Raw genomic sequence first — 18,864 nt, forward strand, 5'->3', positions numbered from 1 at the left:
GACCGCGAGCTATCGTCCCGCCGCGCCTGGCCCGCCCGCTCGCCACGCCTCCTCGATCGCGACGATCCGGCGGCGCAGGGCCGCCGGATCGGCGTCCGGTGGCACCGGACCCGTTGCCGCGAGGCCGGCCAGCCAGTCGGCCCAGGCCTGCCAGCGTGGCAGGTAGAGGTCGCGGACCAGGCCGTGCCAGTGCCGGCCGGAGTAGTCGTGCAGGCCGTTGTGCTGCCCGCCCCAGACGCTGACCAGGCTCCGGGCCTCGCGCTCCATGGCCGTCCGCTCGGCGTCGGTGTCGCCCCAGGCGCGGGCGGCGTCGACCCAGGTCGCTACCCGCGTCTCGGGGCGGGCCGCGGCGAGGTCGTCGAGCTCCAGCAGGTCCGCGCGCAGTCGTGCCATGTGGGAGCGGACGCCGGCGGGGTCGCCCGCGCGGGCGGCGGCCAGGATGCCGCGTACGTGCGTCCGGGTGCCCTGGGCCAGGACGTGCGCCGTGACGTCGGCGAGGTCTGCGGCCAGCGTGTCCCGCCCCGGATCGTCGGCGGGCAGGGCATCGAGCACCGTCCGGAGATCCCCGGCGGCCCGGGCGAGGCGGGGGAGCGCGGCACCGACGGCGGGGTCGTTCTCGGCGTCCACGTCGGACGACGGCGTGGCGGGCGCCGGTGCCGCGAGGGACTCGCCCGCGCTGCGCTGAGCAGGAAAGGGGAGGCCGGCTGTCCAGGGCCGGGCGATCACGGGCGTCGGGACGGAACGCGTGCGGCCGGGGCCGTAGAGGGTCGAGAAAAAAGTGTGCCAAGCGCGGAGCGCCATACCCACCAGATCGTCTGAGCCGTCACCCGACACACCTCGGCCGGGCCGGGCCGGGCCGTCATCCGACCCGAGCCTGCCGAGGCCGTCACCGTCGAACCCGGCCCGGTCCGGCCCGTGACCGCCCAGCCCGTACCGCCGCAGCACGAACCGTTCCAGCCAGCCGTCGAGCTCCGCGGGGGAGCGGGGCCCGTCGTCCCAGGCGAGGTCCGTCGCCAGCTCGTAGAAGACCTCGTTGTTCTCGATCGCCTCGGGGGCGAGGCCGACGCCGCGCAGGTGAGGCACGCCGTCGGGCAGGTTCGTGACGTCGCGGACGAGGCCGGCCAGGTCGCCGAACAGGGCCGGCCGCCCGCCGAAGTTGTGCAGCGCGCACCAGACCCAGGGGCGTCCGGCGATCGGGGCGCCGTCGGCGAGGAGCGCCTCGTGCAGCGGCACGTGCTCGCCCCAGAGGTCGAGCACGAGGGAGCGGTCGGCGGGGACGTCGCGCAGGTACGCCGCCGTCCGGGCGGAGGTCCAGAACGCGCCCTTGTAGTGGAACGGCCAGCCCTGCAGTACCCAGACCGGCTCCGGCTCGCCCGCGGCCCGGGCCGCGGCGGCGAGCGCACGGTACGTCCCGCGGCCGGCCGCGCGCAGGTGCTCGGGGTCGCCCGACGGCGGCACCGACTCGATGTACGGGTCGACGGCGTAGTACCCGGTCCCTGGGCCGAGGAGCTCGCGCTGGACCTGCCCGAAGACGGCGTGCAGCTCCTGGAACCGCGGCGAGGCGGGGTGGAGCAGCGGGGTGCGCCAGCCCTGCCACTCGATCTCGCCCGGCGGGTACCGGTCCGGCGGCGCACCCGCACCTGCACCCGCGAGGGCGGGCGGCACGTGCCCGCCGAAGCCGGGGAGCACCGGTGTCATGCCCAGCTCGTGCATCCGGGCGAGGATCCGCCGCGCCAGGTCCACGCGGCGGTGGGGCCAGCGTGCGGGCAGCGGCCCGCCGAACGAGTGCATGCCGCCCATGAACGTCCACGGGAGGTGCGCGGCGCCGCCGATCCACTCGGCGACGACCGCCTCCGGCAGCCCGGACCGGCGGAACGTCTCGGCCAGCACCGCCTCGTGCGCGACGAGCGCGAGCGGGTGCGTGATGCCGTGCAGGGCCATCCAGTCGAGCTCGCGCTCCCACCGCTCCCAGCCCCAGAACGGGGTCGAGTACCCGAAGGTCACGACGTTGAGGTGGTACCGGATGCCGTGCGGGGACGACAGCGCGGTACGGGGCGCGTCGGGCAGGGGGCCGGACGGGCGGCCCAGGGTCGGCCGCCGCCACGTGAACCGCACACCCAGGTACCGGCGTGCGTACCGGCCCAGCGCCACCGACGCCGCCACCGGGTCCGTCGCGCGGAGGGTGAGGTGGCCGTGCGCGGCGCCGTAGTCGGCGGCTCCGCCCGCGGGGGCGCGGTCCGGGACGGTCGCGTTCGGGACGGTCGCGTCCGGAGCGGTCGCGTCCGGGACGGCGACGGGCAGCGCCTCGACCGTGACCCGCCCCGGGTCGATCCCCGCACGTGCCGCGACACCACGCACGGCCTCGGCCCACGCCGCGCCCGCGCTGCCGCCACCGGGAAGGGCGATCCCGCCGCCACCGGAACCCGCGGTCCCCGCGCCTCCGGTCCCCGCACCGTGCGACCCGAGCCCCTCGGCCCTCGTCATGGCACGTCCCGCCCCGCGTCCCCGAGCGCCGTCCCTGCCCAGGCCGGGAAGTCCACCACGCCCCCGCCGGTACGTGACCGCTCCGCGGCGAACGCCATGAGGTGGCTGTCCAGCGCGGTGGCGAACGACAGCTCGCCGCGTCCCACGGTCCCGTCGGTCACGGCACGGCAGAAGGCGTCCATGAGGCCGTCGTCGCCCCCGGCGTGACCGCGGTGGTCGGCCGCCACCGACTCGGACCGCGCGACGAGCGTGTGGGTCGTATGCCGCAGCGGTCCGGCCGTCCCGGAGGCGACGACATCGACGCCGGCGGGGAGCAGCTCCTGCGGCAGCCGGCCCGACGGCGCGTACAGGTCCACCCGGATCTCGCCGGAGTCCATGTGCCCGTGGAGCTGTCCCCGCGTGCCGGTGATCGCGAGGTGCCGCGTGTTCTCCGCGGTGAACGCGCTGGCGGTGAGCGTCGCGGTGAGGCCGGAGGCGAACCGCAGGAGCGTCTGCTGGTGGTCGGCGACGTCGTTGTCGCACCGGTAGACGCATCGCCCGTGCGGGCCGCTCCGCAGGGCCGCGAGCCGGCCGGCGGGGGACACGTCGTCGCCGAGCACGGTGACCGGGTGGCCGGTGCGGTCCCGCAGGGCGTCCACGTAGTAGCGCGGCGCGTAGAAGGGGCAGTCGGCCGCCGCCGGGCAGCCGTCGGTGCAGCGTGCCGGGGCGCCGTCGGGCGCGTTCTCCGGGCGGAAGTGCAGCAGCGACCCCTCGCTCGTCACCGTCAGGGGCGGGGCCCCGGCGAGCCAGCGGATCAGGTCGAGGTCGTGGCACGTCTTGGCGAGCACCATCGGGCTCGACCGTTCCGCGCTGCTCCAGCTGCCCCGCACGAACGAGTGCGCGAAGTGCCAGAACCCGATGTTCTCGCGGATCTCGATCGTCGCGAGATCGCCCAGCGTCCCGGATGCCGCGACCGCCCGCACCGCACGCCAGAACGGCGCGAACCGCAGCACGTGCCCGACGGCGACCCGGGCGTCCGTGCGGCGCACCACGCGGGCCAGGTCGGTGAGCCCGGTCAGGGTCGGGGCGGCGGGCTTCTCCAGGAGCATCGGCAGCCCGGCCTCGGCGACGGCGGCCGCGGCCGGGACGTGCAGGGCGTCCGGCAGGGCGACCACCACCGCGTCGGCCACGGCATGCGGCGTGGCGTGCGGCGCGGCGTCGGGCCCGCCGAGATCGGCCACCAGCGCCCGCCAGTCCGGGTAGCGCGCCGCCGTCGTGCCCGCGAGGGCGTCCCGGCGCGCCGGGTCCGGGTCGGCGACGGCGACGATCTGCGCCCGGTCGGGGTGCGCGGCCACCCAGCGGCCGTAGGCGTCCGCCCCGCGACCACCCGCGCCGAGCACGGCGAGCCGCAGCGGCCCCGTCATCGTTCGGCTCCCTGCACGAGACCCGAGACGATGTACCGCTGGGCGAGGAAGAAGACGATCACGACGGGCACGGTCACCGCGATGGAACCGGCCAGGAGCACCGTGACCGGCACCTGGAAGTCGCCGAGCTGCGCGATGCCGAGGGGCGCCGTCCACAGGTCGCGGTGCTGCACGAGGAACAGCAGCGCGTAGAAGTACTCGTTCCAGGCGATCATGAACACGTAGATCGCGGTGGCGACCACGCCGGGCACGGCGATCGGCAGCACCACCCGGACCAGGAGCTGGCCCAGCGAGCAGCCGTCCATGACGGCGGCCTCCTCGACGCTGGCCGGCAGTGCCAGGAAGAAGTTGCGCATCATGTACAGCGCCACGGGCACGGTCGCGGCGACGTAGACGATCAGCAGCCCGACCAGGGAGCTGGTCAGCCCCAGCCGGGACAGGATCACGAACTTCGGCACCGCGAGCACGATCCCCGGGAACAGGTAGACGGCCAGGATGATGCCGTTGGTCACGGCCCGGCCCCGGTACCGCAGGCGGGCGGCGGCGTAGGCGCCGAGCACGCACACGGCGACGCTCAGCACCACGGTCCCGGCGGCCACGCCCAGGGAGTTGAGCACGAACCGGCCGAGCCCGAACCCGCCGTCGGCCTCGTCGCGCATCGCCGTGGCGAACGCGGACAGGTCCAGGCCGGAGGGCAGGCCGAGCGGGTCGCGGGTGACCTCGCCGTACGGGCGCATCGACAGCACGACGCCGTAGGCGACCGGGCCCAGCGACCACAGCAGCGCGACGGCGACGACGACGGCTCGGCCGGCGCGCGCGGCACGGGTGGGACGCACACCGCTCATGGTTCCCCTCTCACCACTGGTCTCACCACTGGTCTCACGTCTCGCTCGTCCGGCGGGACAGCAGCACGTACCCGACCAGCAGCACACCGAGGATCAGGCTCATGAGGAGCCCGAACGCGGCGGCGCTGCCGATGTCGGCCTTCGTGACGAGCTCGGTGTAGACCTGGATGGCCATGACCTGGGTGCTGCCCGCGCCCTCGGTGAGCAGGTAGACGTCGTCGAACGTCTGGAACGACCAGATGAACCGGAGCAGCAGCAGGAGCAGCGCCACAGCGCGCAGCTGCGGCAGCAGCACGAACCGCAGGACCTGGCGGCGGTTCGCGCCGTCGAGCGCGGCGGCCTCCTCGATCTCGCCGGGCACCGACTGGAGGCGCGCGGTGAGGAAGAGGAAGGCGAGCGGCGCGGACTTCCAGATGTCGAACACCACCACCACGAGCAGCGCGACCGGCACGGGCACGCCCCAGACGTCGGCGCTGGTGGTGCTCAGGAAGCCGACCGGGGTGTCCCAGCCCAGGTAGGCCCGGCCGAGCGCGTTCACCAGCCCGTACTGGGGGTTGAGCATGGTCTTCCAGATGGTGGCCGCGGCGACCACGGGCAGCACGTACGGCACCAGCAGCAGCGCCCGGACGACGCCGCGGCCGGGAAACGGCCGCCGCAGCGCCAGGGCGAGCACCAGGCCCACGGCCAGCGACCCGGCGGCCGTCAGCCCCGCGTACAGCACGGTGGTCCACAGCGCGCCCCAGAACGCCTGCGAGGCGACGGCCCGCCGGAAGTTGTCCAGCGACCACTCCACGGGCTCCGTGCCGAGGTAGGGGATGTCGACCAGGCGCGTCTCGGAGAACCCGAAGACCACCACGAGGGCGAACGGCAGCAGCACCACGAGCGCCACGACGGCCAGCGACGGCGAGACGAGGAGCCAGCCGGACCGGTGCTCCCGGGCGCGGGCGGACGTCACTGGTCCTGCTGCAGCGCCGTCACCTCTGCGGCCATCTGCCGCGTCACCTCGGCGGGCGCGGTGCCGCGGTACAGGGGGTCGAGCTGCTGCGCGAGCGTGCCCTGGGTGGCCACGAGGCCGGCGAGCGTCGCGTCGGGGGTGCCCTGGCCCCAGCGGGACACGGCCGTCATGCCCTCGCCCATGGCGGTCACGAGGTCGTCGCCGTACACCTCGGCGACCGAGGACTCGACCTTCGGCCCGAAGCCGAGCCCGCCCCACGCGTCCAGGAACGCGGTCGGTTCCTCGGGTGTGCCGGTGCGCAGCGGCAGGCGGCCTTCCGTCGCGACGGCGAGCGTGTCGGCGTATCCCTCGTCCATGACGTACTCGATGTACCGCCGGGCCTCCTCGGCGTGCGCTCGGGCGGGGACCGCGTAGGCGAGCGTGGCGCCGAACTGGGCCGTCTCGGCGCCTGCGGGTGGCTCCAGCGCGGTGATGAAGCCCGAGTTCTCCGCGAGGAACGCGGGGTCGTCGGCGCACTGCTCGCAGGTGGGCGGCACGGCCTCGTCGAGGTTGGCGAGCTCGTCGAGGACGTGGGTCGAGAAGAGCAGCATCGCGGCGTCGCCGGCCAGGTAGGCCGCGCGGGCGGACTCGACGTCGTAGTCGCCCGCGACCGACGAGTCGCGCAGCTCCTTGAACCGGGCCGCGGCCTGCGTGCACTCGGGGGAGTCGATCGTCACGGCGCCGTCGGACACCAGCCGGCAGCCCGCCGACTGGAAGACGGACTCGATGCCCTCGGTGCCGGACGCCGTGCCCGGCTGGGTGCCGAGGGCGATGCCCGTGACGCCGAGCTCGCGCTCGATCGTGGTGGCGGCGTCGGCCAGCTCGGCGACCGTGGTGGGCACGTCCACGCCCGCCTGGTCGAGCAGGTCGGTGCGGTAGGCGATCAGGTGCACCCAGCCGTCGCTCGGGACGGCGGCGAGGGTGCTCTCGCCCGTGTCCCCGTCGCTCACGGTGACCGCCCCGAGCGCGTTCTCGTTGAACGTCGCGGGGTCGAGCGTCTCCATCGCGGCCTGGACGACGTCGGTGTCGAGCAGGCCCTGGGCCTGCCAGGAGGTCACCTGCGCGGCGCCGGCGAGGATCACGTCGGGCACCTCGCCGGAGGCGGCCCCGGTGACCAGGGCCTGGTCCTGGTCGGCGGCGGCGAGAGGGACGACGTCGACCTCGATGCCGGTCTCCTGCGTGAACTGCTCGGCGACCGCCTCCTGCGCGGCCACGCGGTCCGGCGTCGACTGCGGGGTCCAGAAGGTGATCGTGTCGGCGGGCTCCTGGCCGGGTGCGCCGCACCCGGCCAGGAGGGCTGCGGTGGCAGTCAGTGCGACGACGGTGGCGGTCGGGCGGATGCGACGGTGCATGGTCGGTCCCTCCACGGTGCAGGCGCAGACTGGGTGCCCCAGACAATTCACCCCCGCACGGCGGCAGTCAAGGCCGACGCGCCGGTACGGGCACGTCGACCACCCGGGCATCGCCGACGTCAGGCAGGAGAGCACCGGCCGAGGCGGCGGCGACGTCGGCGGTCAGCGCGTCCAGCTCGGCGCGCGGCACCAGCAGCCGCAGGTGCGCGACGGAGCCGTAGCTCGGCGGCTCCATCACCGCGCCGTGCCCGGACGCCCAGTCGCGCAGGAGGTTGTCGATGCGGCCGGCGTCGGCGTGGGGGACCGGTACCTCGACCTCGTACAGCAGCTCGCGGCGGAGCATCGCCCCGGAGGTCGCGGCGACGTCGAGCGCGGCGGCCACGGCGCCCGAGTAGGCGCGCACCAGTCCGCCGGCGCCGAGCTTCACGCCGCCGAAGTACCGGGTGACGACGGCGACGACGTCCGTGACCTCGCGGTGCCGGAGCACCTCCAGCATGGGCACGCCGGCGGTGCCGCTGGGCTCGCCGTCGTCGGAGGAGCGGGCGGTCCGGGGCGTACCGGCCGCGTGCGTGCCGAGCACCAGGGCCACGCAGTGGTGGCGGGCGTCCCAGAGCTCCTTGCGCCGGCGGGCGATGACGGCGTCGGCCGCCGCCACGGTGGTGGCGGGTGCGAGGTGCGCGAGGAACCGGGACTTCTTGACGACGAGCTCGTGGTCGACGGGCCGGGCGATGGTGCTGGGGAGGTCCACCGCACGAGCCTACGGCGCGTCCTCTTCCATTAATAGTGTGCCAAGCGTACTTTGAGACCATGACCAGCACCGATGCCACGTCACCACCAGCAGGGGCCGGGGAGCCGGGCCGGTACCCGCGGCCGCCCGTGAGCCTGGAGGAGGCCGAGTGGGTGTGGCGTGAGCTGTCGACCGAGGCGATGCGGCCCGGCGCCAAGCCGGAGACGGTGCGGCTCGCCGTGATCACGGGGCTGGTGCGGGCGACCGGTTCCCGGTACGGCGATCTGCTGCGGGTCCGCGTCGAGGACGTCGACCTGGGGCCGGCGCGGGCCCGGACGTCGGAGGGCAGCGTGCTGGTGCGGCACGGCAAGCACCGCACGCCCCGGCGGCACCTGCTGCCCGCCGAGGTCGTGGTGCTCCTCAAGCACTGGATGGTGGTCCGGGAGGAGCTGGCGGCCGAGCTGGAGGGTTCGGTGCCGCGCGCGCTGCTGCTCACGGTGCACCACACGCACGACAACGGCACGACGGTCGCGTCGGGGCTGCCCATCACGCGTCAGGGGCTGGTCCTGTCCTGGCGCCGGTTCGTGCACCGTACCAACGCCCGCTACGGTGCCCTCCGCCCGCCCCTCCCGACCCGCTTCGAACAGATCCGCCGGGCCTGGCAGGACGCCGCCCAGGAGGACCGCTGAGTGCTGGACGTCCGTGCTCTCCCGGCGGGCCGGACGGACGTCCATCTCTCAACGGGTCGTGATGCCGAGGAGCGGGGACGTCGGCGTCGACGACGGGAGCTCCGTGAAGCCGTAGCGGTCGTAGAACTTCCGGGCGGCCGTGTTCTCCGCGGCGTAGCCGAGGTGCAGGCCCGGTACCCCGCGGTCGGCGAGCGCCGCGCGGAGGGTGTCGATGAGCCGGGAGCCGAGGCCGCGGCGCTGGAGCACGGGGAGCAGGTCGATGTGCAGGTGGGCGGGGTGGGTGGTGAGCTCGCCGTGGCGCAGTCCGCGGACCATGCGCTGGGGGTCGGTGCCGTCGTGCAGGAGCTGGGCCTCGGTGTAGCCGGGGTCGGCGCCGGTGGCGGGGCCGGGCGCGGGGTGGCGGGCGGTGAAGCCCGGGTTCCACTCGCGGGCCCACCAGTCGGCGAAGGCCTGGGTGTCGGCCACGCCGATGACGTACCCGGCGGCGCGGCCGTCGTGCTCGACGACCCAGGCGAGGTCGGGGGAGTGCTCGACGTAGGGCAGGGCGTAGACGTCGGGCATGAGCAGGTCGTCGGAGTAGAGGCCGCGTGCGTCGCCGCCGGCCGCGGCGGTGCGGACGCAGATGTCGGCGACGTCGGCGCGGTCGGTGGTGCGGTAGGGGCGGATGAAGGGCTCGGTCACGCGAGGCACATTAGCCTGCTGCGCGGAACTGTGACCGGTCTGTGACCTGGCGGCCGGATCCGGGGGTGCCGGATGTGGCGGGAGCGGTGTGCTGGTGCCGGTCAGGGCCGGGTGGGCGGGTGTGGGTCGTGACCGTGAATTTGCCGCCGGAACACCCCGGTAACGGGAGTGTCATGGGACGGCAATGTGCATTCGTCGCCCAAGTTCGTTACGGTCGATTTGTCATGCAGAACCTCGAAGAGGAACTCAAGCACATCCATCCGACCGAGACCACGGTGGCGCTGAGGGAGCCCACCGTCGATGACGGAGCAGCGATGTGGCGCCTCGCGCGCGACAGCAAGACGCTGGACCTCAACTCGTCCTACGCGTATCTCCTCTGGGCCCGTGACTTCGCCCGGACGTCCGTGATCGTGACCGTCGACGGCGAGCCCGCCGGGTTCGTCACGGGGTACGTCCGGCCCGACGAGCCGACCACGCTGATGGTCTGGCAGGTCGCCGTGGACCACGCCTACCGCGGACAGCGGCTGGCCTCCCGGATGCTCGCGCACCTCGCGGACCGGCATCCGGGCTGCACCCACGTGGAGACCACCATCACCTCGGACAACACGGCGTCGATCGCCCTGTTCATGTCCTTCGCGTCGGCACAGGGTGCGCCCGTCGACGTGCGGACCGTCTTCCCTGCGGAGGCGTTCCCGGACGGCCACGACGCGGAGCTGGTGTTCCGCATCGGCCCGCTCGCCTGACGCCGTCCCCTTCCTGACCCGGGTCCGGGTCGAACCCCACCAGATCTCCGTACCAGACCCAGTACCACCACACGACCACAGCCGAGTCCGGTCACCAGGGCCGGACCGTGGAAGGAGCCATGCGCCCGAACACCGTGATGCCCATCGACCCGACGACCAGCAGCACCAGCAGCATCCCCGGCCCGGCCGGCGGGGGTGACATCTTCGACGAGCTCGAGTCCCAGGTCCGCAGCTACTGCCGTGGCTGGCCCGCGACCTTCACGACGGCGGCCGGCAGCACCATCCAGGCCGAGGACGGCCGCAGCTACCTCGACTTCTTCGCGGGGGCCGGGGCGCTCAACTACGGGCACAACCACCCGGTGCTGCTCGACGCGCTCGTGGACTACCTGCGCAGTGGCGGGATCGTGCACTCCCTCGACATGCACACCGTGCCCAAGCGGGCGTTCCTGACGGCGTTCCGGGACCGGGTGCTGGCGCCCCGCAACCTGGACTACAAGGTCATGTTCCCGGGGCCCACGGGAGCCAACTCCGTGGAGAGCGCCCTCAAGCTGGCCCGCAAGGTGACCGGCCGGCAGCACGTGCTGTCGTTCACCAACGCGTTCCACGGCATGACGCTGGGTGCGCTGTCGGTGACCGGGAACTCGATGAAGCGCAACGGCGCCGGCCTCCCGCTGACGAACACGTCCAAGATCCCGTACGACGACTACTTCTCCGGTGCCACGGAGGACTTCCTGTGGCTGGAGCGGGTGCTGGGCGACAGCGGCTCGGGCGTCGACAAGCCGGCCGCGATCATCGTGGAGTCCGTGCAGGGCGAGGGCGGCCTGAGCGCGGCGCGCCCCGAGTGGCTGCGCGCCCTGTCCGACCTCTGCCGGGAGCACGGCATCCTGCTCATCCTGGACGACGTGCAGGCCGGGTGCGGCCGCACGGGCGACTTCTTCAGCTTCGAGGAGGCGGGCATCACGCCCGACATCGTCTGCCTGTCGAAGTCGATCTCCGGCTTCGGCCTGTCGATGGCGCTGACCCTGATCCGGCCCGAGCTGGACCAGTGGGAGCCCGGTGAGCACAACGGGACGTTCCGCGGCCAGAACACGTCGTTCGTGACGGCGACCGCCGCCCTGGAGGAGTTCTGGTCCGACGGGACGTTCGCCGCCCAGGTCCAGGAGCGCGCCACCGAGCTGCACGACGGGCTGGCCCGGATCGCGCACGGCTACGAGGACGCCGTCGTCAAGGGCCGCGGGCTGCTGACCGGCATCCGCTTCCCGGACCCGACGGCGGCGGGCCGCATCGCGGCGGCGTCGTACGAGCGGGGCCTGCTGGTCGAGACGTCCGGGCCCGAGGACGAGGTGCTCAAGACCATGCCGGCCCTGACCATCACCGCCGACGAGCTGCGGTCCGGCATCGACGTCATCGCCGCGGCGACCGCCGAGGTGCTCGGTGCGCCGGCCGTCACGGACCAGGCCGGTCCCGGCCCTCACGAGACCCCAGCACAGCAGACCCGACCCCGAGGAGAGGACAACAAGTGATCGTCACGCGACTGACCGACCTGGAGGGCACCGACCGCGACGTGCGCTCCGAGACCTGGCGCAGCCGCCGGTTCGTGCTGGCCCAGGAGGGCGTGGGCTTCTCGTTCCACGAGACCACCATGTACGCCGGCACCGAGACCGAGATGTGGTACGCCAACCACATCGAGGCCGTCTACTGCGTGGGCGGCACCGGCGAGCTCGAGAACCGGGAGACCGGGGAGGTGCACCAGATCTCCGACGGCACCATGTACCTCCTGGACGGCAACGAGCGGCACACCATGCGCCCCACCACCGACCTGCGGCTGATCTGCACCTTCAACCCGCCCGTCACCGGACGGGAGGTGCACGACGCCGACGGCGTCTACCCGCTGATCACCGAGAGCACGGACGACACGAAGGAGGGGGCTGCCGTATGACGACGGGCACCACCGACAGGACCGAGGACCTCTACCCGACGCGCGTCGAGGGCGACGCCACCGAGATCCCCCGTGCGGACCGCGTGGTCTGGGGCACGGCCGCCGACGGCCCCCTGGACCAGGACCTCCTGGACGGCTTCGACCGCGACGGATACCTCGTGCTGGAGGACCTGGTCACACCCGCCGAGGTCGACGAGTTCCGGGCCGAGCTGCGCCGGCTGTCCACCGACCCCGCGGTGCGCGCCGACGAACGCACCATCATCGAGGGCACCTCCCAGGAGGTGCGGACCATCTTCGAGGTGCACCGCACCAGCGACGTGTTCGCGCGGATCGCCGCCGACCCGCGCGTCGTGGGCCGGGCACGGCAGCTCCTCGGGTCCGACGTCTACATCCACCAGAGCCGGGTCAACCTCAAGCCCGGCTTCGGCGGGGGCGACTTCGCGTGGCACTCCGACTTCGAGACCTGGCACGCCGAGGACGGCCTGCCCCGGATGCGCACCGTGAGCATCTCGATCTCGCTGACGGACAACTACTCGTTCAACGGCCCGCTGATGATCATGCCCGGCACGCACAAGACCTATGTCTCGTGCAGCGGCACCACGCCCGAGGACAACTACAAGCAGTCCCTGGTCATGCAGAACGCAGGCACCCCCAGCGAGGAGATCCTGACCCGCATGGCCGACGAGCACGGCATCGACGTGCTCGCGGGCCGCGCCGGCAGTGCCGTCATGTTCGACTGCAACTGCATGCACGGCTCCAACGGCAACATCTCGCCGTACCCGCGCTCGAACATCTTCCTGGTCTACAACAGCGTCGAGAACACGGCCGTCGCGCCGTTCTCGGCGGGGACGGCACGCCCCGCCTTCCTCGGCGCCCGGGAGTTCACCCCGGTCGGCTGAGAAACCCGCGCAGGAACGACCCGGGCGCCCGGACCATGCAGGTGGTCCGGGCGCCCGGGTGGTGGATCAGTCAGGCAGAGCACCCGACGCCGACTCCAGGTGCGCCCGCACGAACCAGTGGAACTGCTCCAGGTCGTGCAGGTGCCCGATCAGCAGGTCGTTCGTCACGTCGTCCAGCCCGGCCGTCTCGTCCGCGGCCGCACGGTGGGACGTGATCACGCCGTCGTAGACCACGTCGAGCTCCGCCAGGTGCTCGATCGCCGGCGCCCGGCCCAGCTTGTAGTCGTCCCAGGTGCGGGCCTCGACCAGGGCACCCGGCGTCCCGACGGGCACCACGCCCAGCGTCGCGATGCGCTCGGCGATCTGGTCGACCATCGCCCGCACCGCTTCGACCTGCGGGTCCAGCATCTCGTGGACACCGATGAAGTGCGGCCCCACGACGTTCCAGTGCACGTGCTTGAGCGTGAGATGCAGGTCGTTCAGCGCGTGCAACCTGCGCTGGAGGATCTCCGCGACCTGGGCGCCCTGCTCGGGCGTGAGCGACGGGACGGTGTAGCGGGGCAGCTTCGGGGACATGACGGGACCTCTCTTCCGGTCAGGCTTCCGGTTCGCTGGATCCATCGTCACGCGAGGTGCGCCCGGTCGCCAGCGCGAGCGCCGCCGTGCCTGCCACGGCGAGCGCGGCGAGCAGGACGGCGCCGGGCAGCGTGGTGCCGGAGGCCAGGAGGGCGAGCGCGCCGAGCACGGCGGTCGCGGCCAGGACGACGACGTCGCGGCGCCAGCCGGTCAGGAGGGCGGCGATCTCGACGCGGCCCCGGGCGGGCACGTGGCCGGCCCACCAGGTGAGGCGGGTCAGGAGGTAGGACTGCAGCGCGACGAGCAGGGCCCAGGGGTCGAACGGTCCGGGTTCGAGTCCCCACAGGAGCACGGCGGCCAGGACGACGACGCCGCCCGCGGTGGCCGGGGTCGGCCGCAGGACGAGCAGCCCGGTGCCGAGCACCACGACGGTGGCGAGCAGCGCGGGTGCGAGACCGGGGGTGCGCGACGCCGCGGTCAGGACCAGGGCCGGTGTCAGGACCAGGAGGGCGAGCCGGAGCACCCAGCCGCGCAGGGTGGGGCCGGTGACGGTGGTGATCTCGGGCAGGGGCCGGCGGGCGGGGTCGGTGCGCCGGGAGCGGACCCGGTCGGTCCACGCGGCCAGGGCGGCGCGGATCACTGCTGTCGCCCCGGGACGTGCCGCCGGGCCGCGCGGGCCAGGGCCTCGAAGCGGGCGGCGGCACGGTCGCGCTCGGAGCCGGCCCAGCGCACGACGGGTACGCCCTCGCCCTCGAGCGTCGCGACGCGGTCGGTGCGTTCGAGTCGGGTGATGCGCCAGGCGATCCGCAGGTGGTTCTCGGTGACGGGGTGCACGTCGGGCAGGGTGTCGACGACGACGACGGGGTGGCCGGTGGCGCGCCAGGTGCGCACGAGCTGCAGGGGTGCGTCGTCGAGCAGGGTGGTGAAGAGGTAGACGACGGCGTCCGCGGGGACCTGGGGCGGCCGGACCCGGTGGCCGGCGGCGCGGCCGGTGGGGTGCGCCAGGGCGAGGCCGTGCACGACGCGGCGCAGGTGGCGCTGTCCGGCGGCGGGCGGCAGGGGGCGGCGGCGCCGGGCCAGGTCCTCCAGGCCGACGCGGTCGCCGGCGTCGACGAGTGCCTGGGCGACGGACGCTGCGGCGTGCCGGGCCAGGTCGAGGGAGGTCGGCTCGTCGACCCGGAGAATGCCGTAGCCGCGCCAGGTGCGCAGGTCGGGGCCGACGTCGTCGCGGGAGTCTACGACGAGCACGGCGGTCGCCTCCGCGGTGGCGTAGGTGCGGCGCACGTAGAGGGTGTCGAGGTCGGGGGAGCGTCGGGCGGTGGTGCGCCAGTCGATGCGGCGCAGGCGGTCGCCGGGGGTGAAGGGGTGGATGTCGCGCAGCTCGGAGCCGTCGCCGAGCCGGCGGGAGGAGTGGGGGCCGGTGAGGCCGCGCAGCCGGTTCGGCAGGGGCAGGCGACCGAGCGGGGCGGAGCCGGGCACGACGAGGCGGCGGGCCCCGCCGACCGTGGTCGGCTCCTCCTCCCAGGTGTGCTGACGGGAGCCGCGCACGTCGACGGTGAACGTGTCCTGGGGTCCCGTGCGGACCGAGGAGAGGCGGAGCGGCACGTGCCGTGCGCCGTCGTCGGCGAGACCGCCGGGCGGGCGGGCCGCGAGCGCCAGGTGGGTGGGGCGGTGGCCGGTGGCGGTGATGCGGAGGTGTGCGATGTCGGTGGTGTCGTGGGGGGTGGGGCCGGGGGTGAGGTGGAGGGTGGCGGCGAGCTCGCCGGGTGTGGTGGGGCCGGGTGGTTGGCGGAGGGTGGCGTGCAGGGGTGTGGTGGGGCGGGTGGTGGTGGCCCAGGTGGCGGCGAGGAGGCCGGGGATGCCGATGAGGGCGAGGTCGGGGCGTCCGGCGAGGACGGCGGTGGCCAGGAGGAGGACGCCGGTGACGGTGGCGGCGGTGTGGGCGGAGGTGGGGCGCCAGCCGCGGGTGGCGTCGGCGCGGGTGCCGCGGGAGGTGCGGCCGCGTTCGACGATGATGCCGCCGATGGTCATGGGGTGCGCACCGTGGTGGGGGTGGGGACGGTGTGCAGGAGGTCGGTGATGACGGTCTCGGGGCGGGTGGCGGATGCCCAGGCGGTGGGGGTGAGGGTGATGCGGTGGGCGAGGACGGGGACGGCGATGCGCTTGACGTCTTCGGGCAGGACGTAGTCGCGGCCGTCGAGGACGGCGACGGCGCGGGCGAGGAGGACGAGGTTCTGGGAGCCGCGGGGTGAGGCGCCGACCTCGAGGGCGTCGTGGTGGCGGGTGGCGGTGGTGAGGTCGACGCAGTAGCGCACGACGTCGGGGTCGACGGGGACGGCTTCGGTGCCGGCTTGCATGGCGAGGACGGTGGTGGGGTCGACGACCTGGTGGACGGGTGCGGCTTCCTGGCGGCGGGTGAGGCGGCGGGTGAGGACCTCGGCTTCCTGGGTGGGGTCGGGGTAGCCGACGGCGAGGCGGACCATGAACCGGTCGAGCTGTGCCTCGGGCAGGGGGTAGGTGCCTTCGTACTCGACGGGGTTGGAGGTGGCCAGGACGTGGAAGGGGTGGGGCAGGGGGCGGCTGGTGCCTTCGATGGAGACCTGGCGTTCGGCCATGGCTTCGAGGAGTGCGGACTGGGTCTTGGGGGCGGTGCGGTTGATCTCGTCGGCGAGGAAGAGGCCGGTGAAGACGGGTCCGGGGCGGAACTCGAAGGTGCGGGTGGCGGGGTCGAAGACGGAGGAGCCGGTGATGTCGGCGGGGAGCAGGTCGGGGGTGCACTGCAGGCGGGCGAAGTCGAGGCCGAGGGCGGTGGCCAGGGAGCGGGCGGCGAGGGTCTTGCCGAGGCCGGGGACGTCCTCGAACAGGACGTGGCCGCCGGCGAGGATGGTGGCCAGTGCGGTGCGCAGGGCGTCGTGCATGCCGACGACGGCGGTGCCGACCTCGGTGAGGACCTGTTCGCCCAGTGCGGCGACCTCGGCGACGGGCAGCGGCGTGGCCGTGGGGTGGGCGGGGCCGGGGGTGTCGGGCGTGCTGAGGTCAGGCACGGTGCTCCTCGGGGTCGGTGTCGGTGGGTGCGTCGGGGGAGGCGGTGCGGCGCGCGGGGTCGGGTGCGGGGCCGAGGCGTTCGATCGCGTCGAGCCAGCCCTGCACGGTGCGGGCGCGGGGTGGCATGCCGGAGGCGAGCTGGCGGACGACGGTGGTGCCGAGGAGGCGTTCGACCTCGGGACGGGTGGCGGGGTCCTCGGCGTCGACGCCGTGGGCGCGGAGCCGGTCGACGGCCAGGGCGCGGATGCGGCGTACGACGCGGTCGGTGACGAGGCCGTCGCGGCCGAACACGGACCACCCGAGGTCGGAGACGTCGTGTCGTCCGCCGGGGCGGGCGTCGACGGCGGTGCGGGGCCACTCGGGGTCGGCGACCGTGGTCTCGGTGGCGGCCCAGACGATGCTGACGGCGCAGGCAAGGGCGGTGGCCGCGGCGGCGTGCCAGAGGTCGATGACGCTCCACCAGGCGAGACCGCCGGCGCCGAGCGCGACCAGGACGGTGGGCACGACGATCCGGCGTGGGTTCCATGGTGCGCCGGTCACGGGGTGCCCCTCGGGCCGGGTGCGCCGGGGCCGCCGTCGTGCGTGGCGTCCTGGGCGGCAGGTACGTCGGGTACCTCCAGGCTGCGGGCGATGTCCGCGAGCGCCTCGCGGGCCTGGTCGACGGCGGCGCGGTCGACGGGGCGGTCGGTGAAGCGGGCGCGCTGGTAGAGGGTGCGCAGGCGGGTGACGGCGGCGGGTGGTGCGGGGGTGGCGGCCAGGACGGTGCCGGCGAACTCGGTGGTGGTCTGGGCGGGGTCGCGGTGGGTGCCGGCGCGTTCGGCGGCTTCCTCGAGGGCGACCCAGGCGGCGACGACGGCGTCGCGGGGGCGGGTGTGGCCCTGGAGGTGGGCGAGGGCGCGGGTGACGGCGTCCTGGATCTCGGGGATGTCGACCTCGTGGTCGAGGGCGGCGGTGGTGGTGCCGCCGGGGAGGGTGTCGGGGTGGGTGGTGGTGCGGGCGCGGTAGGTGGCCAGGAGGTGGCGCACGAGGCGGGTGGCGCCGGCGAGCAGGAGGAGGCCGACGATGATCGCGGCGGTGAGGGCGAGCCAGGTGGTGTCGGGGGTGGTGTCGGGCAGGGGCTGGGTCGTGGGGGTGGGGCTGGCGTCGGGTGCGGTGACGGGTGGTGGGGCCAGGGTGAGGGCGGGGGTGGGCAGGTGGGGTGGGTCGAGGTCCCAGGAGGTGGCGGTGGCGGCGCCGAGGACGGCGGTGGTGACGAGCAGGAGGGTGATCGTCAGGCGGGTGGCGGGTCTCATGCGGTGGTGGGTGCGGTGGCGGGTGCCGTGGCGAGGTGGTGGGCGTGCAGTCCGGCGACGGCGGCGGTGACGAAGGAGGCGGGGTCGGCGTCCAGGCCGCGGCCCATGGTGCGCAGGCCGGCGGGGGAGGTGCGCAGGGTGTCCAGGAGGGTGGTGTCGGCGGGGACGTCGACGAGGATGTGGCCGGCCGGGGTGGTGGTCAGGGCGGGTGCCTGGGCGCGGATGCGGCGGGTGAGGTCGTCTCCCCAGCCGGTGAGGCGTTCGACGTCGGGGGTGGGTGCGGCCACGGGGATGTCGGCGGGGGCGAGGGCGACGCGGGTGTAGGCGGTCAGGGAGTGGTGGGAGATGCCGAGGTGCCGGTCGCGGGGGTCGGCGCCGGAGACGCGCAGGGAGGCGACGGGGCGGCCGCCGAGGGTGGCGGCGGCGTTGACGGCCTCGCCGGCGGCGACGCCGGAGTAGCCCCACCGGGTGCCGGTGCCGAGGTTGCCGGGTCCCTGGGCGACGACGGCGACGTCGCACCCGGCGACGTGGCGGGCGGCCAGGAGCCCGGTGTGCACGGTGACGGCCTCCAGGTCGCCGCCGTAGGCCTGCCCGACGGTGACGCAGGTGGTCAGCCAGCCGGCGTCGCGCAGGGCGGCGACGGTGCGGGAGAACGCGGCGGGCAGGGCTCCGCCGTCGGTCATGACGTAGGCGACCTTGAGGTCGCTGCCGCCGGGGGCGTGCCGCAGGCCGGCGACGACGGCGGGCAGCGCGGAGTGCAGGTCGGCGACCACGACGGGCATGCCGTCCAGGGTGTCGGCGTCGGCGAGGGTGGCGTGGTGGGGTGATTCCTGCTCGTCGACGCCGAGGACCATGCTCTGCAGGGGGGTGTACCGGGCCTTGACGAGGTGGCCGGGTCCGGGTTCGGGGTCGGGCGGCAGGGTGGTGCCGGCGGACGCGGGGCCGACGACGAGGGCGTACCCGCCGGTGCCGAGACCGCGGGCCAGCGCGGACACGTTCAGCAGCAGGGCGTCCCCGGTGGCGGGGTCGCCGACGAGGTCGGTGTAGGCCAGGGCACGCACGGTGACGGGGCCGGTGGCGCCGTCGTCGCGCGCGCCGGGCAGGGGCCGGTCGAGGGTCACCTCGAGCTCGCGTGCCCCGCGCCAGGCCTTGCCTGTGGAAATCACCGTACCGATCCGCCACGTCATCACAGGTT

At 74.4% G+C, this 18,864-nt stretch carries 19 protein-coding genes; 5 read left to right on the top strand and 14 right to left on the bottom strand.

Translation table 11 applies throughout. From position 1 onward, the window contains the following. Positions 1-9: 9 nt before the first annotated feature. The 6 genes from ACO229_RS08710 to ACO229_RS08735 form a co-directional block, all read right to left on the bottom strand. A complete protein-coding gene (locus tag ACO229_RS08710) occupies positions 10-2,484 on the bottom strand; it encodes an alpha-N-acetylglucosaminidase TIM-barrel domain-containing protein (protein ID WP_423464584.1) in 2,475 nt (824 codons plus the stop codon). Continuing rightward, positions 2,481-3,887: a Gfo/Idh/MocA family protein gene (locus tag ACO229_RS08715; protein WP_423464585.1), complete on the bottom strand. Its 1,407-nt coding sequence runs from the start codon at positions 3,885-3,887 to the stop codon at positions 2,481-2,483. The genes ACO229_RS08710 and ACO229_RS08715 overlap by 4 nt, the downstream gene beginning before the upstream one ends. Further along, positions 3,884-4,732 carry a carbohydrate ABC transporter permease gene (locus ACO229_RS08720; RefSeq protein ID WP_423464586.1) on the bottom strand — a complete coding sequence of 283 codons (849 nt, stop codon included), beginning with the start codon at positions 4,730-4,732 and terminating at the stop codon, positions 3,884-3,886. The genes ACO229_RS08715 and ACO229_RS08720 overlap by 4 nt, the downstream gene beginning before the upstream one ends. Before the next feature lie 34 nt (positions 4,733-4,766). Next, complete coding sequence (locus ACO229_RS08725) at positions 4,767-5,687, bottom strand: carbohydrate ABC transporter permease (RefSeq protein ID WP_423464587.1); 921 nt, start codon at positions 5,685-5,687, stop codon at positions 4,767-4,769. Then, the gene (locus ACO229_RS08730) at positions 5,684-7,078 is read right to left on the bottom strand and encodes an ABC transporter substrate-binding protein (protein ID WP_423464588.1); all 1,395 of its coding nucleotides are present in this window, start codon (positions 7,076-7,078) and stop codon (positions 5,684-5,686) included. Before ACO229_RS08730 ends, ACO229_RS08725 begins: the two co-directional genes overlap by 4 nt. 67 nt (positions 7,079-7,145) lie before the next feature. Continuing rightward, a complete protein-coding gene (locus ACO229_RS08735) occupies positions 7,146-7,826 on the bottom strand; it encodes an IMPACT family protein (protein ID WP_423464589.1) in 681 nt (226 codons plus the stop codon). Between the two features lie 59 nt (positions 7,827-7,885). Here ACO229_RS08735 and ACO229_RS08740 point away from each other — a divergent pair, with 59 nt between their 5' ends. Beyond that, positions 7,886-8,494: a tyrosine-type recombinase/integrase gene (locus ACO229_RS08740; RefSeq protein ID WP_423464590.1), complete on the top strand. Its 609-nt coding sequence runs from the start codon at positions 7,886-7,888 to the stop codon at positions 8,492-8,494. Between the two features lie 48 nt (positions 8,495-8,542). Here the strand turns inward: ACO229_RS08740 and ACO229_RS08745 are convergent, their stop codons facing one another. Further along, positions 8,543-9,175: a GNAT family N-acetyltransferase gene (locus ACO229_RS08745; protein WP_397430333.1), complete on the bottom strand. Its 633-nt coding sequence runs from the start codon at positions 9,173-9,175 to the stop codon at positions 8,543-8,545. A 224-nt stretch (positions 9,176-9,399) separates the two neighbouring features. On the opposite strand from ACO229_RS08745, the gene ectA reads away from it, so the two are divergent. The 4 genes from ectA to thpD all read left to right on the top strand — a co-directional run bounded on the left by ectA (position 9,400) and on the right by thpD (position 12,756). Continuing rightward, positions 9,400-9,918, top strand: a complete 519-nt coding sequence (gene ectA / locus ACO229_RS08750) for a diaminobutyrate acetyltransferase (protein WP_397417503.1) — start codon at positions 9,400-9,402, stop codon at positions 9,916-9,918. Positions 9,919-10,055: 137 nt separating this feature from the next. Continuing rightward, on the top strand, positions 10,056-11,441 hold the full coding sequence (gene ectB / locus ACO229_RS08755; RefSeq protein ID WP_397430359.1) for a diaminobutyrate--2-oxoglutarate transaminase: 1,386 nt from the start codon (positions 10,056-10,058) through the stop codon (positions 11,439-11,441). Further along, a complete protein-coding gene (locus tag ACO229_RS08760) occupies positions 11,438-11,857 on the top strand; it encodes an ectoine synthase (RefSeq protein ID WP_397417501.1) in 420 nt (139 codons plus the stop codon). The genes ectB and ACO229_RS08760 overlap by 4 nt, the downstream gene beginning before the upstream one ends. Continuing rightward, on the top strand, positions 11,854-12,756 hold the full coding sequence (gene thpD, locus ACO229_RS08765; protein ID WP_397430332.1) for an ectoine hydroxylase: 903 nt from the start codon (positions 11,854-11,856) through the stop codon (positions 12,754-12,756). The genes ACO229_RS08760 and thpD overlap by 4 nt, the downstream gene beginning before the upstream one ends. A gap of 66 nt (positions 12,757-12,822) precedes the next feature. On the opposite strand, the gene ACO229_RS08770 is transcribed toward thpD, so the two are convergent. Genes ACO229_RS08770 through ACO229_RS08800 form a run of 7 tightly spaced genes read right to left on the bottom strand, consistent with a single transcriptional unit; the run spans position 12,823 to position 18,859 of the window. Next, positions 12,823-13,332, bottom strand: a complete 510-nt coding sequence (locus ACO229_RS08770; protein WP_397417497.1) for a Dps family protein — start codon at positions 13,330-13,332, stop codon at positions 12,823-12,825. Positions 13,333-13,351: 19 nt separating this feature from the next. Continuing rightward, positions 13,352-13,972, bottom strand: a complete 621-nt coding sequence (locus ACO229_RS08775; RefSeq protein ID WP_423464591.1) for a hypothetical protein — start codon at positions 13,970-13,972, stop codon at positions 13,352-13,354. Beyond that, on the bottom strand, positions 13,969-15,363 hold the full coding sequence (locus ACO229_RS08780) for a DUF58 domain-containing protein (protein ID WP_423464592.1): 1,395 nt from the start codon (positions 15,361-15,363) through the stop codon (positions 13,969-13,971). The genes ACO229_RS08775 and ACO229_RS08780 overlap by 4 nt, the downstream gene beginning before the upstream one ends. Continuing rightward, the gene (locus tag ACO229_RS08785; RefSeq protein WP_397430329.1) at positions 15,360-16,376 is read right to left on the bottom strand and encodes an AAA family ATPase; all 1,017 of its coding nucleotides are present in this window, start codon (positions 16,374-16,376) and stop codon (positions 15,360-15,362) included. The genes ACO229_RS08780 and ACO229_RS08785 overlap by 4 nt, the downstream gene beginning before the upstream one ends. After that, entirely contained in the window at positions 16,369-16,917 is a 549-nt protein-coding gene (locus ACO229_RS08790; RefSeq protein ID WP_423464593.1) for a hypothetical protein, read from the bottom strand. The genes ACO229_RS08785 and ACO229_RS08790 overlap by 8 nt, the downstream gene beginning before the upstream one ends. Beyond that, positions 16,914-17,669, bottom strand: coding sequence for a DUF4129 domain-containing protein (locus ACO229_RS08795; RefSeq protein ID WP_423464594.1), 756 nt, complete (start codon positions 17,667-17,669; stop codon positions 16,914-16,916). Before ACO229_RS08795 ends, ACO229_RS08790 begins: the two co-directional genes overlap by 4 nt. Beyond that, a complete protein-coding gene (locus ACO229_RS08800) occupies positions 17,666-18,859 on the bottom strand; it encodes a DUF3866 family protein (protein WP_423464595.1) in 1,194 nt (397 codons plus the stop codon). Before ACO229_RS08800 ends, ACO229_RS08795 begins: the two co-directional genes overlap by 4 nt. Positions 18,860-18,864 lie beyond the last annotated feature (5 nt).

Source organism: Promicromonospora sp. MS192 (assembly GCF_049532985.1).
In the GTDB taxonomy this organism is placed as follows: Bacteria; Actinomycetota; Actinomycetes; order Actinomycetales; family Cellulomonadaceae; genus Promicromonospora.

Excerpts from the sequence above, each read along its gene's own strand:
- ACO229_RS08720 (WP_423464586.1), bottom strand. The coding sequence starts at position 4,732 with ATGAGCGGTGTGCGTCCCACCCGTGCCGCGCGCGCCGGCCGAGCCGTC.
- ACO229_RS08740 (WP_423464590.1), top strand. The coding sequence starts at position 7,886 with ATGACCAGCACCGATGCCACGTCACCACCAGCAGGGGCCGGGGAGCCG.
- ectA (WP_397417503.1), top strand. The coding sequence starts at position 9,400 with ATGCAGAACCTCGAAGAGGAACTCAAGCACATCCATCCGACCGAGACC.
- thpD (WP_397430332.1), top strand. The coding sequence starts at position 11,854 with ATGACGACGGGCACCACCGACAGGACCGAGGACCTCTACCCGACGCGC.
- ACO229_RS08795 (WP_423464594.1), bottom strand. The coding sequence starts at position 17,669 with ATGAGACCCGCCACCCGCCTGACGATCACCCTCCTGCTCGTCACCACC.
- ACO229_RS08770 (WP_397417497.1), bottom strand. The coding sequence starts at position 13,332 with ATGTCCCCGAAGCTGCCCCGCTACACCGTCCCGTCGCTCACGCCCGAG.
- ectB (WP_397430359.1), top strand. The coding sequence starts at position 10,056 with ATGCCCATCGACCCGACGACCAGCAGCACCAGCAGCATCCCCGGCCCG.
- ACO229_RS08715 (WP_423464585.1), bottom strand. The coding sequence starts at position 3,887 with ATGACGGGGCCGCTGCGGCTCGCCGTGCTCGGCGCGGGTGGTCGCGGG.
- ACO229_RS08710 (WP_423464584.1), bottom strand. The coding sequence starts at position 2,484 with ATGACGAGGGCCGAGGGGCTCGGGTCGCACGGTGCGGGGACCGGAGGC.
- ACO229_RS08730 (WP_423464588.1), bottom strand. The coding sequence starts at position 7,078 with ATGCACCGTCGCATCCGCCCGACCGCCACCGTCGTCGCACTGACTGCC.
- ACO229_RS08780 (WP_423464592.1), bottom strand. The coding sequence starts at position 15,363 with ATGACCATCGGCGGCATCATCGTCGAACGCGGCCGCACCTCCCGCGGC.